This window comes from Ralstonia sp. Ralssp110 (assembly GCF_047325135.1).
Classification (GTDB): Bacteria; Pseudomonadota; Gammaproteobacteria; order Burkholderiales; family Burkholderiaceae; genus Ralstonia; species Ralstonia mojiangensis.
Genome location: NZ_CP168610.1, coordinates 883,363 through 895,999, shown reverse-complemented (window position 1 = coordinate 895,999; position 12,637 = coordinate 883,363). Strand labels below are relative to the sequence as shown.

The window sequence follows — 12,637 nt, the reverse complement described above, 5'->3', positions numbered from 1 at the left end:
TGCCTAGGTTCCTTTGCTTTTTCCTTGTGGGCGCAACTTACCGCGCCCTATTCACGCTAGGAAAACGCACGGATCATGCCAGCCGCCACCGTATGGTGCGTGGCTTCGTCCACCAGGATGAACGCGCCGGTGGCCGGGTTATCGCCATACGCATCGCAGACGATGGGCTTCTGCAGGCTGATATTGACCGTACCGATATCGTTGAGCGCGATCTGCTTACGGCCGGTTTCGTGCGAGAGCGTATGCACGTCCAGCACGCGCTCCACATCCGACACGCGTGCGAACACGGTAGCCGTGGTGTGCTTGAGCACGTATTTCCGGGCCGGGTTCAGTTCGTGTTCGTCGAACCAGCACAGGTCGGCATGCAGCTTCTTTGCGGCGTTGGCGGCAGTCGTCGGGGCTGCGACGATCGTGTCGCCGCGCGAAATATCCACGTCGTCGGCCAGGCGCACGGTGATGGTCTCGCCGGGGCCGGCAGAATCAGCGGCGCCATTGGGCGTCAGCACTTCGGCCACCGTGGTTTCGCGGTTAGCTGGCAACACGCGCACGGCTTGGCCGACGCGCACCGTGCCGGCTTCCACACGGCCCATGTAGCCGCGGAAATCGTCGGCCTGCGAGCCATCCTGGCGCGCCACGAGCTGCACGGGGAAGCGCAGCGCATCGTCGCCCGCAGGGGCGGTCTCTTCCACCTTCAAGTCTTCCAGCAACGCCAGCAGCGGCTCGCCTTGGTACCACGGCATGGCTTCGGACGCGTGAACGATGTTGTCGCCGCGCAGCGCAGACACCGGCACGTAGCGCACGTCGCGCAAGCCGAGTTGTGCGGCCAGTGCATCGTAGGCGGTACGGATTTCGTTGAAGCGCGCTTCGCTGTAGTCGACCAGGTCCATCTTGTTGATGGCCACGATCACGTGCTGCAGTTCCAGCAGCTTCACGATGGCCGAATGGCGCTTGGTCTGGGCCAGCAGCTCCGTCTTGCCGTCGACGGTCGTCACACGCGTGGCATCGATCAGGATGATGGCGGCGTGCGCGGTCGAGGCGCCGGTCACCATGTTGCGCGTGTACTGCTCGTGGCCCGGCGTATCCGCAATGATGAACTTGCGGCGCGCGGTCGAAAAATAGCGGTACGCCACATCGATCGTGATGCCCTGCTCGCGCTCGGCTTCCAGGCCGTCGGTCAGCAGCGAGAAGTCAATCTGCTCGCCGGCAGTGCGTTTGTTCTTGGCGTTGGCCAGCGCTTGCAACTGGTCGGTCAGCACGGCCTTGCTGTCGTACAGCAGACGGCCGATCAGCGTGCTCTTGCCGTCGTCAACGGAACCGGCGGTGATGAAGCGCAGCAGGCCTTGGTGCGATGCAGGATGCGTCGCTGGGTGCGTCGAATTCGTCGTCATGATCAGAAATACCCTTCCTTCTTGCGCTTTTCCATCGAGGCTTCGCTCGTCTGGTCGTCCATGCGCGTGGCGCCGCGTTCGGTAATTTCGGTAATGGCCGTCTCGGCGATGATCTCGGTCGGCGTGGCGGCGGTGCTCGCCACCGGGCATGTGCAGCTGATGTCGCCCACGGTGCGGAAGCGCACCGACAGGACTTCGCTCACGTCGCCGTCTGCCTTGGGCGTGATCGGCGTGACGGGCACCAGCAGGCCGTTCTTGCGCACAACTTCACGTTGATGCGCGTAGTAGATCGGCGGCAGGGCCAGGTTCTCGCGGGCGATGTACTGCCACACGTCGAGTTCCGTCCAGTTGGAGATCGGGAATACGCGCATCTGCTCGCCCTGCGCCATACGGGCGTTGTACAGGCTCCAGAGTTCCGGGCGCTGGGCCTTCGGATCCCACTGGCCGAACTCGTCGCGGAACGAGAAGATGCGTTCCTTCGCGCGGGCCTTTTCTTCATCCCGACGGGCGCCGCCCATCAGGGCGTCGAAGCCGTGCGATTCGATCGTTTCCAGCAGCGTGACGGCCTGGGCGGCGTTGCGCGAGTCGGTTTCCTTGCGCAGGCGCACCGTGCCGCGCTTGATGGAATCTTCCACATGCCCGACCACCAGACGCGCACCCAGCTTGGCAACCTGCTCGTCGCGGAAGGTGATCACTTCCGGGTAGTTGTGACCCGTGTCGATGTGCACCAGCGGGAACGGCAGATCGATCTTGCGATTGCCCAGGCGGAATGCCTTGAGCGCCAGATGCAGCATGACGATCGAATCCTTGCCGCCCGAGAACAGCAGCGCCGGGTTACGGCATTCGGCCACCACCTCACGGATGATGTAGATAGACTCGGCTTCCAGCCAGTCGAGGTGTTCGTTCTGCACAGGCGTCAGGGCCGTGCCGGGGATCTCGCTCATCACTCCCATGATTCTTCCTTAGCTCTCGCTCAATTCTTTTGCGACAGATTCGTCGCCGAATTTGTCACCGCATTTGCCGCATGCAGACCGCATTCCTTGCTGTCGCGGGATTCCCACCACCAGCGGCCGGCGCGTACGTCTTCACCGGCACGCACCGCGCGCGTGCAAGGCTCGCAGCCGATGCTGGGATAGCCTTTGTCGTGCAGCGCGTTGGTGGGCACGTTGTGCTGCTCGAGGTACGCCCAGACTTCCGCCTCGGACCAGTCGAACAGCGGGTTGTACTTGGCGATGCCGCGGGCGTCGTCGTCTTCGGCAAACGGCAGGTCGGCACGGGTGACGGCCTGCTCGCGGCGCTGGCCCGTAAGCCACGCGTCGGCGTCTTTGAGCGCGCGATTCAGCGGCACCACCTTGCGGATGTTGCAGCAGGCCTTGCGCAGTTCGATGCTGTCGTAAAACGCGTTGAGGCCGTGGTCACGCACGTAGGCTTCCACTGCGCGGGCATCCGGTGCGTACTGCTCGATCGCATAACCGTAGTGCGCGCGAATGCGATCAAGCATCGCCAGCGTTTCGGCGTGCAGCCGGCCGGTCTGCAGCGTGAAGATCGGCAGGTGCGCCCGCACGGCCTCGGGGCTGCGCAGGATCGCATCGGTCACGACCATGTCTTCGGCGGCCAGGCTGGTGGCGAACTTTGCCACGCCGTGCTTGGCGGCAATCTCGGCCAGGCGCTCGAACAGCGCGCCTTCCTTCGCAGCCAGGGCTTCAGCCGTGCCGGTGTAGACGGGGCGCGTCCACAGCACCGGGCGCCCGATTGCGGACACCGGCACTTCGGACACGGCGATGTCTTGGGTGTCGCTCATGCTGCATTCGCCTCGGTTGTGCGCTCGCGGCGGAACAGCGGACGCGGCTCGTCGATGGCGCCCTGGTAGCGCACGCTGATCTCGCCAAAGCCATTCAACGCGTCGTCGATGTTCTTGTCCGCGCGCACGGCGTAGGCATCGAAACCGCAGCGGCGCATGAAGTCGAGCTGATCGCGCAGCACGTCGCCGATAGCGCGCAACTCACGCGTAAAGCCCAGGCGTTGGCGCAGCAGGAACGCGGTGCTGTAGCCACGGCCATCGCGGAATACCGGGAAATCCACCGCCACCAGCGACAGGTTCGGCAGGTCAGTCTCCAGCACAAACGGCTCGTCGTCGGGAGCGAGCCAGACGGCCAGCGTGCCAGCGCGGGCGCGGCCGAGCAGCGTGTCGCGGTTGGCTTGCCAATAGGCCAGCGGCACGATGGCGTGCGCGGCGGCATCCACATCGGCTTGCGTCAGTTCGCCGCCTTCCGGCGTGCGCAGCACGGTCCATTCGTCAGCCACGATTTGCGGGGCACCGTTTTGCAGCTTGATGATCTTGCTCATGTTCATTTCCCTCGGCGGTCAGGCTTCTTCACGGGCGTAGACGCGTTCCTTGAACGGAGCCATGCCGATGCGGTGATAGGTGTCGATGAACAGTTCGTCTTCCGTGCGGTTGGCGACGAAGGTGTCGATGATGCGCTCGATCACGTCGGGCATTTCTTCAGCCTTGAACGACGGCCCGATGATCTTGCCGATCGCCGAATCGTTGCCCTGCGCGCCGCCCAGCGACACCTGGTACCACTCTTCGTCGTGTTTATCGACACCCAGGATGCCGATGTTGCCGACGTGGTGATGCCCGCACGAGTTGATGCAACCCGAGATGTTGAGCGACAGCTCGCCCAGGTCGTGAACGAAGTCGAGGTCGTCGAAACGCGCTTGAATTGCCTGCGCGATGGGAATCGACTTGGCGTTCGCCAGCGAGCAGAAATCGCCGCCCGGGCACGCAATGATGTCGGTCAGCAGGCCGATGTTGGCGGTGGCCATGCCGTGCTCTTTGGCCAGTTGCCACAGCGCGAACAGATCGTGTTTCTTCACGTCCGGCAGGATCAGGTTCTGCTCGTGCGCGACACGCAGCTCGCCAAAGCCAAAGCGCTCGGACCAATCCGCCACCAGCGCCATCTGCTCGGCCGTCGCGTCGCCCGGAGGCAGCGCCACGCCCGGCTTGAGCGACAGCGTGACTGCGGCGTAGCCCGGCACACGGTGCGGATGCACATTGCGGCTCACCCAGCGGGCGAACGCCTTGTTCTCCAGCAGCGCCTTTTCATAGGTGGCATCGGTGTCGGCCAGCTTTTCATACGCAGGCGGCGCGAAGAACTGCGCCACGCGGTCGAATTCGGCCTGCGTGATGGTCGACGGACCGTCCTTGATGTGCTGCCACTCTTCTTCCACCTGGCGGGCGAATTCTTCCGCGCCGATGGCCTTCACGAGAATCTTGATGCGCGCCTTGTACTTGTTGTCGCGACGGCCGTAGCGGTTGTACACACGCACGGCGGCCTCGATGTACGACAGCATGTGCTGCCACGGCAGGTCTTCCTTGATGATCGCGCCCAGAATCGGCGTGCGCCCCATGCCGCCGCCAGCCAGGATGCGAAGCAGCGTCTGGCCGTCCTTCTCATAGGCGTAGACGCCGATGTCGTGCAGTTGCGTTACGGCGCGGTCTTCGCGCGAGGCCGACACGGCAATCTTGAACTTGCGCGGCAGGAACGCGAATTCGGGGATGAACGTCGACCATTGGCGCAGGATTTCCGCCAGCGGGCGCGCATCGATCACCTCGTCGGGCGCCACGCCGGCAAACTGGTCGGTCGTGATGTTGCGGATGCAGTTGCCCGAGGTCTGGATGGCGTGCATTTCCACCGAGGCCAGCTTGGCCAGGATGTCGGGCACCTGTTCCAGCTCGATCCAGTTGTACTGGATGTTCTGGCGCGTGCTGAAGTGGCCGTAGCCGCGATCGTGCTCGGCGGCGATGTGGCTGAGCATGCGCAGTTGCTTGGCGCGCAGGTGGCCATACGGAATCGCCACGCGCAGCATGTAAGCGTGACGCTGGTAGTACAGACCATTCTGCAGACGCAGCGGCAGAAACTCTTCTTCCGTCAGTTCGCCCGAAATGCGGCGGCGTACCTGGTCGCGGAATTGCGCGACGCGGTCGGCGACGAGGCGGTGATCGTAAGCGTCGTATTGGTACATGACTGTTCAGTCCAATCCGGCTGGGCCGGCGTGCGATTCAATTGGGGGAAAGCGTTTCGTTATGGTGCTGCTGCCGGCTCAGCGACAGCAGCCACAATCAAGCAGGGCCGGCATGAGATCACGCATCACGACACCAGCTTGATGGCCGTGATCGTCAGCGTGGCAGCAAGCGCGCCGCGCACCAGACGTTCCGGCAGATTCTTGGACAGGCGCGCGCCAAGCCAGATACCCGGGATGGAGCCCACCAGCAGCGACACGAGCAGGTTCCAGTCGATCGTGCCCAGATACATATGGCCCAGACCCGCCACGGCGGTCAGCGGCACGGCATAGGCAATGTCGGTGCCGGCCACTTCGGCGCTCTTCAACTCGGGATACAGGATCAGGATGAGCGTCGCGCCCACCGCACCTGCGCCAATGGACGACACCGTTACCAGCACGCCCAGCACCGCGCCAACCACAATGGTGGCCACTGCCAGCCCGGCGCCCTGCAGGCGATAGCGCGGGTTGCGAGCCAGCCAGCCCAGCACGCGCTGGCGGAACAACAGCGAAATCACGGTCAGGATCACGGACACGCCAATCGTCAGGCGAATCAGGTGCATCCATTCAGCGTCGAGGTTGCCGGCGTTCTTCAGCACGATCACGGTCACCAGTGCCGCAGGCAGGCTGCCCAGGCAGAGGCGCTTGACGATGTCCCAGCGAATATGACCGTGGCTGCGATGCGCGATCGTCCCAACGCCCTTGGTGAGCGACGCAAATGCCAAGTCCGTACCCACAGCAGTCGCTGGCGAAAAACCGAACATCAGCGTCAACAACGGAGTCATCAGCGAGCCGCCGCCAACGCCCGTCAGGCCGACCAACAGGCCGACCAGCAAACCGGAAACCGTATAGGCGAGCGTCATGGCGCGGGAGACAGTGAGGGCGTGTTATCACGAAGTTCGAGCATCGTAATGAACTGGCCTCATATCCCAAACCAATAAAAAATTGTTTGTTTATATGGCGTCGGTTATAAGTAGCGTTCAGTTCGCACTCGTTCTTCTTTATCGACCGCGCAGCCATGAACCTTCACCAATTTCGCTTCGTGCGCGAAGCCGTGCGGCAGAAATTCAACCTGACAGAGGCCGCGAAAGCGCTCTATACATCACAACCAGGCGTTTCAAAAGCCATCATCGAGCTGGAAGAGGAGCTGGGTGTCGATATCTTCACCCGGCACGGCAAGCGCATCCGGGGTCTCACGGAGCCGGGTCGGCGCATCCTGGCGTCGGTCGAGCGCGTGCTGGAAGAGGTCGAAACCCTCAAGCGGGTCGGCAAAGACTACGCCGCGCAGGATCAGGGCAACTTCACCATCGCCACCACGCATACGCAGGCGCGCTACGCGCTGCCCAAGGCGATTGCGGAGTTCACGCGCAAATACCCCAAGGTGCGCCTTTCCATTCAGCAGGGCACGCCCGCGCAGATTGCCGAGATGGTGCTGCACGACCAAGCGGACATCGCCATCGCGACCGAAGGCATGTCGCACGTGAAGGATCTGATCTCGATCCCGGGCTACCAGTGGCAGCATGTGGTGGTGACGCCGCCTGATCACCCGCTGCTGGCGCGCCAGCACCTGACGCTGGAAGACCTGAAGGGTTACCCGCTCATCACGTACGACCACCACTTTGCAGGCCGGCCCAAGATCGACCACGCCTTCGAGCTGCGTCAGATCAAGCCCGACATCGTGCTCGAAGCCATCGACGCAGACGTCATCAAGACCTACGTAGAAGTTGGGCTGGGCGTGGGCATCGTGGCGGGCGTCGCCTTTGACGCCGAGCGCGACCGCAACCTGCGGGCGATTCCCGCCGGACACCTCTTCGGCACCAACGTCACGCACCTCGGCGTCAAACAAGGCGCGTATTTGCGCGGCTTCGTCTACACCTTCATCGAACTGTTTGCGCCGACGCTCACGCGCAAGCTGGTCGAACAACTCATGTCCGGCGATCACGAAGCGTACGAGCTTTGATCCGCCAGCAATCTGCAACACTCGAACCTCCCGGAGATTTCATGACGACCCGACGTCGCCTGCTGTGCGGCATGGCCCTCTTTGCCAGCGCTGCTGCACTTGCCCTGCCCGCCCAAGCCGACATCCGCGTGGGCGTGGTGCTGTCGACCACCGGCCCCGCCGCGGCCATCGGCATTCCCAGCAAGAACACCGTGCAGATGTGGCCGGCGACCATCGGCGGCCAGCGCGCGCAGGTCATCGTGCTGGACGACGCATCCGACCCGTCGATGGCGGTGCGCGACGTGCGCAAGCTGATCGCCGAAGACAAGGTGGACGTGATCGTCGGTCCGACGATCGTGCCGACGGCGCTGGCATCCCTTGATGCGGTGGCCGAAGGCCAAACGCCGATGATCACGCTGGCTGCCTCCGCTTCCATCGTCGAGCCGCAGGACGCCAAGCGCCGCTGGGCCTTCAAGATGCCGCAGAACGATTCGCAGATGGCCACGCTCGTCACGCAGCACATGGCAGACAACGGCGTGCACACCGTCGGCTTTATCGGGTTTACCGATGCGTATGGAGAAAGCTGGTGGCGTGAATTCTCGAAACTGGCAGACGTACGCAAGCTGAAGGTGGTCGCCAACGAGCGCTTTGCGCGCACAGATACCAGCGTGACCGGCCAGATTCTCAAGTTGATGGCTGCCAAGCCCGACGCCATCCTGATTGCCGGGGCCGGCACCCCGGCCGCGTTGCCCCAACGCACGCTGGTCGAGCGCGGCTACAAGGGCCGCATCTATCAGACGCACGGGATCGCCAGCACGGAATTCCTGAAGGTGGGCGGCAAGGACGTCGAAGGCACCCTCTTCCCGACCGGCCCCGTGGTGGTGGCGCGCGAGCTGCCGGCCAGCCATCCGGTGCGCAAAGTAGCCGTGGAATTTGCCGATCGCTATGAAGCCAAGTATGGCCCCAACACCGTCACGCAATTTGCGGGCGACGCGTGGGGCGCGTGGCAGCTGCTCGACAACGCCACGGCCCGCGCCCTCAAGACCGGCGCCAAGCCTGGCACGCCCGCTTTCCGCGCCGCCCTGCGCGACGCGCTGGAAACCACGCGCGATCTGACTGTGCCCAACGGCGTGCTGAACCTGAATGCCCAGGATCACCAAGGCTTCGACCAACGCTCGCGCGTGATGGGCATCATCAAGAACGGCCGCTTTGCTTACGCTGGCCCGCGCTAATCAAACACGCACAAATCTGCCATGACACGTATCGCCTTCATCGGCCTCGGCAACATGGGCACGCCGATGGTCCAGCACCTGATTGCCGCCGGACACACCGTGCGCGCCTATGTGCGCCGTCCGGAGGCCGCCAACAACGCCCGCGCCATCGGCGCAGAGCCTTGCAGCACCCCCGCCGAGGCTGCACGCGACGCCGAAGTCATTTTCACCAACGTCACCTCCACGGCCGATGTGGAGGGCGTGCTGCTGGGGCCGGACGGCGTCGTCCATGGCGCACCACGCGGCGCGGTGTGCATCGACCACAGCACGATCTCCGCCGTGGCCACGCGCCGCATGGCCGCCGAGCTGGAAGCGGCGGGCCTGGAGTTTCTGGATGCGCCGGTCTCCGGCGGTACCGCAGGCGCCCAAAAGGCCACGCTGTCGATCATGGTGGGCGGCAAGGCCGAGGTGCTGGAACGCGTGCGCCCGCTGCTGCAACTGCTGGGCACCACCATCACACACGTCGGCCATCACGGTGCCGGGCAGGTCGCCAAGGCGTGCAACCAGATCGTGCAGGTCATCAATATCCAGGGCATTGCCGAAGCCATGCTGTTTGCACGTGCTCAAGGCACCGACCCGTCGCGCGTGCTGGCCGCCATCGGCCCGGGCTTTGCCGGCAGCCGCATGCTCGACCTGGAAGGGCCCAAGATGGCCGAGCGCAACTTTGCCGCAGGTATTGAAGCGCGCCTGCACGACAAGGATTTCGGCCTTGTGCGCGAGATCGCCCAGGAACTCGGCCTGCAGATGCCGGCGATGGAGCTGGTGGCTTCACAGCTCAATACGCTGGTCGCCAATGGCTGGGGGTATGACGATACGGCGTCCCTGCTGCGCGTGCTGGAGCAGCAGAACAATCAGCACGCGGATTGAGCATTGCCTGGCCGCCTTGTTCGGATGGCCGGACTTCTGGCATAATTGCCGGCTCATCAGCACCTGCCCGAGTGGTGAAATTGGTAGACGCAGGGGACTCAAAATCCCCCGCCGCAAGGCGTGCCGGTTCGATTCCGGCCTCGGGCACCAGGATTCAAGCCGCTTCTGTTCACGCAGAAGCGGCTTTTTCATTGGGCACTCGCCAACCCGACGGCAGCCGGCAACACGCCTCGCCTGGCGTGGGATAATGCGGGTTTTGCCCCGGGCGCGGCTCAAGAGGTTGATCGCACGGGCATGAGGGCCTGTATCCGCGTGGCCCGCTCCCCATTTCGAACCTTCTTCAGTACGCACAATGCCCGCATACCGCTCCAAAACCTCCACCGCCGGCCGCAACATGGCGGGGGCGCGCTCGCTCTGGCGCGCCACCGGCATGAAAGATGAAGACTTCCAGAAGCCGATCATCGCGGTGGTCAACTCGTTCACCCAGTTCGTGCCCGGCCACGTGCACCTGAAAGACCTGGGCCAGCTCGTCGCGCGCGAGATCGAAGCCGCGGGCGGGGTTGCCAAGGAATTCAACACGATTGCCGTGGATGACGGCATCGCCATGGGCCACGACGGCATGCTGTATTCGCTGCCCAGCCGCGACATCATTGCCGACTCGGTCGAATACATGGTCAACGCGCACTGCGCCGACGCCATGGTGTGCATCTCGAACTGCGACAAGATCACCCCGGGCATGCTGATGGCCGCCATGCGCCTGAACATTCCGGTGATCTTCGTCTCGGGCGGCCCGATGGAAGCGGGCAAGACGCGCCTGGCCAACCCCGTTACCAAGGCCATCGAGATCAAGAAGCTCGACCTGATCGACGCGATGGTGATCGCGGCCGACAGCAAGTATTCCGACGAGGAAGTGGCCGAAGTCGAACGCTCTGCGTGCCCGACCTGCGGTTCGTGCTCTGGCATGTTCACGGCCAACTCGATGAACTGCCTGACCGAGGCGCTCGGCCTGTCGCTGCCCGGCAACGGCACCGTGGTCGCTACGCACGCAGACCGCGAACAGCTCTTCAAGCGCGCCGGCCACCGCATCGTTGAACTGGCCCGCCAATACTACGAACAGGACGACGAACGCGTGCTGCCGCGCTCGGTTGGTTTCAAGGCTTTTGAGAACGCGATGACGCTCGACATCGCGATGGGCGGATCGACCAACACGATCCTGCACCTGCTGGCCATCGCACAGGAAGCCGAGATCGACTTCACGATGGCGGACATCGACCGCCTTTCACGCGTCGTGCCGCAGCTGTGCAAGGTTGCGCCGAACACGAACAAGTACCACATCGAAGACGTGCACCGCGCTGGCGGCATCATGGCGATCCTGGGTGAACTGGACCGCGCCGGCAAGCTGCACACGGACGCCCCCACCGTGCACGCGCCCACGATGAAGGATGCGCTGGACCAGTGGGACATCGTCCGCACATCGGACGAAGCCGTGCAGACGTTCTATCGTGCCGGCCCGGCTGGTATCCCGACGCAGGTCGCGTTCAGCCAGAACTCGCGCTGGCCGAGCCTGGATCTGGATCGCGCCGAGGGCTGCATCCGCTCGAACGAGCATGCGTTCTCGAAGGAAGGCGGCCTGGCCGTCCTGAGGGGCAACATCGCGCTGGACGGCTGCGTGGTGAAGACCGCCGGCGTGGACGAAAGCATCCTCGTGTTCGAAGGCACGGCACACGTGACGGAATCGCAGGACGAAGCGGTCGAGAACATCCTCGCCGACAAGGTCAAGGCCGGCGACGTGGTGGTTGTGCGCTACGAAGGCCCGAAGGGCGGCCCTGGCATGCAGGAAATGCTGTACCCGACGAGCTACATCAAGTCCAAAGGCCTGGGCAAAGCCTGTGCCCTGCTGACGGACGGCCGCTTCTCGGGCGGCACCTCGGGCTTGTCGATCGGTCACTGCTCGCCGGAAGCGGCCGCAGGCGGCGCGATTGGCCTGGTGCGCAACGGCGACAAAATCCGCATCGACATCCCCAACCGCACGATCAACGTGCTGGTGTCGGACGAAGAACTCGCACGCCGTCGCGAAGAGCAGAACGCCAAGGGCTGGAAGCCCGCGCAGCCGCGTCCGCGCAAGGTGTCGGCCGCACTCAAGGCATACGCCAAGTTGGTCATGTCGGCAGACAAGGGCGCGGTGCGCGACCTGTCGCAACTGGACGACTGAGGCACCGCGGGCCATGCGCCCGACTGATGCAAAAAAGCCGCTCTTCGGAGCGGCTTTTTCTATTGCGTCGGTGGCGCGATGCTCAATCCCACTGCGGCGCGAGCCCGTCAGGCGAAACCTCGCGGCCGTTGCGCTCGAGCGCGGCAATCTGCGCCATGTCGTCGGCCGTCAGTTGCAGCATTCGCGCGCGCAGGTTGCTCGCAAGGTTTTCCCGCTTGGTCGACGACGGGATCACCGAATAGCCGAGCTGCATCGCCCAGGCCAGCGCCACCTGCGCCGGCGTTGCCTCGTGCCGCCGTGCAATCGCGCCGATCACCGGATCGCCCAGCACCTTGCCGTATGCGAGCGTCATGTACGACGTGACGTGAATGCCCTCGCGCTGCAGGAAATCGACGAGCTTGCGGTTCTGCAGATACGGGCTCAGCTCGATCTGGTTGGTGGCGATGGCGTCTTTGCCAACCACCGCCATCGCCTGTTGCGTCAGCGCGATGTTGAAGTTCGAGACGCCGATCTCGCGCGTCAAACCCCGGGCCTTCGCTTCGGCCAGCGCGGTCATGAATTCCTCGAGCGACACGCCGTTGTTGGGCGCAGGCCAGTGGATCAGCGTGAGGTCGACGTAATCGGTGCGCAGCTTGGCGAGGCTGTCTTCAAGACTCGCCGCGAGCTTGCCTTTGGCGTAGTTGTCGACCCAGATCTTGGTAGTCAAAAACAGGTCTTCACGGCGCACGCCGGAGCCGGCACTTGCCTCGCCCACCTCGGCTTCATTGCCATAGATTTGGGCAGTATCGATTGCGCGGTAGCCGAGTTCGAGGCCATTGCGGACCGAGTCGATGACAACCTGACCCTTCAGGCGAAACGTACCAAGGCCAAAAGCGGGGATCTTGTTCATCTTGTGCTC

At 63.9% G+C, this 12,637-nt stretch carries 11 protein-coding genes and 1 tRNA gene; 5 read left to right on the top strand and 7 right to left on the bottom strand.

The annotated features are described in order from the left end of the window. Positions 1-56: 56 nt before the first annotated feature. The 6 genes from ACEN9T_RS12945 to ACEN9T_RS12920 all read right to left on the bottom strand — a co-directional run bounded on the left by ACEN9T_RS12945 (position 57) and on the right by ACEN9T_RS12920 (position 6,313). Positions 57-1,388 (bottom strand): sulfate adenylyltransferase subunit 1, encoded by a 1,332-nt coding sequence (locus ACEN9T_RS12945; RefSeq protein WP_009241284.1) that lies wholly within the window; start codon positions 1,386-1,388, stop codon positions 57-59. Between the two features lie 2 nt (positions 1,389-1,390). After that, entirely contained in the window at positions 1,391-2,341 is a 951-nt protein-coding gene (gene cysD, locus ACEN9T_RS12940; protein WP_092972844.1) for a sulfate adenylyltransferase subunit CysD, read from the bottom strand. A gap of 20 nt (positions 2,342-2,361) precedes the next feature. Further along, positions 2,362-3,189 carry a phosphoadenylyl-sulfate reductase gene (locus tag ACEN9T_RS12935; protein ID WP_092972841.1) on the bottom strand — a complete coding sequence of 276 codons (828 nt, stop codon included), beginning with the start codon at positions 3,187-3,189 and terminating at the stop codon, positions 2,362-2,364. After that, positions 3,186-3,734 (bottom strand): DUF934 domain-containing protein, encoded by a 549-nt coding sequence (locus tag ACEN9T_RS12930; RefSeq protein ID WP_092972839.1) that lies wholly within the window; start codon positions 3,732-3,734, stop codon positions 3,186-3,188. Before ACEN9T_RS12930 ends, ACEN9T_RS12935 begins: the two co-directional genes overlap by 4 nt. A gap of 18 nt (positions 3,735-3,752) precedes the next feature. Next, positions 3,753-5,414 (bottom strand): nitrite/sulfite reductase, encoded by a 1,662-nt coding sequence (locus ACEN9T_RS12925; protein WP_413707897.1) that lies wholly within the window; start codon positions 5,412-5,414, stop codon positions 3,753-3,755. 125 nt (positions 5,415-5,539) lie between these two features. Then, entirely contained in the window at positions 5,540-6,313 is a 774-nt protein-coding gene (locus ACEN9T_RS12920; RefSeq protein ID WP_092972835.1) for a sulfite exporter TauE/SafE family protein, read from the bottom strand. 155 nt (positions 6,314-6,468) lie between these two features. On the opposite strand from ACEN9T_RS12920, the gene ACEN9T_RS12915 reads away from it, so the two are divergent. The 5 genes from ACEN9T_RS12915 to ilvD all read left to right on the top strand — a co-directional run bounded on the left by ACEN9T_RS12915 (position 6,469) and on the right by ilvD (position 11,739). Then, complete coding sequence (locus ACEN9T_RS12915) at positions 6,469-7,410, top strand: CysB family HTH-type transcriptional regulator (protein WP_413707896.1); 942 nt, start codon at positions 6,469-6,471, stop codon at positions 7,408-7,410. Between the two features lie 41 nt (positions 7,411-7,451). Then, entirely contained in the window at positions 7,452-8,621 is a 1,170-nt protein-coding gene (locus ACEN9T_RS12910) for an ABC transporter substrate-binding protein (protein WP_413707895.1), read from the top strand. Positions 8,622-8,642: 21 nt separating this feature from the next. Further along, the gene (locus ACEN9T_RS12905; RefSeq protein WP_413707894.1) at positions 8,643-9,527 is read left to right on the top strand and encodes an NAD(P)-dependent oxidoreductase; all 885 of its coding nucleotides are present in this window, start codon (positions 8,643-8,645) and stop codon (positions 9,525-9,527) included. Between the two features lie 65 nt (positions 9,528-9,592). Further along, positions 9,593-9,677: transfer RNA gene (locus tag ACEN9T_RS12900), tRNA-Leu, on the top strand. Between the two features lie 202 nt (positions 9,678-9,879). Continuing rightward, the gene (ilvD, locus tag ACEN9T_RS12895; protein WP_092972827.1) at positions 9,880-11,739 is read left to right on the top strand and encodes a dihydroxy-acid dehydratase; all 1,860 of its coding nucleotides are present in this window, start codon (positions 9,880-9,882) and stop codon (positions 11,737-11,739) included. An 82-nt stretch (positions 11,740-11,821) separates the two neighbouring features. Here ilvD and dkgB read toward each other — a convergent pair whose 3' ends face one another. Further along, positions 11,822-12,628 (bottom strand): 2,5-didehydrogluconate reductase DkgB, encoded by an 807-nt coding sequence (gene dkgB / locus ACEN9T_RS12890; protein ID WP_413707893.1) that lies wholly within the window; start codon positions 12,626-12,628, stop codon positions 11,822-11,824. Positions 12,629-12,637 lie beyond the last annotated feature (9 nt).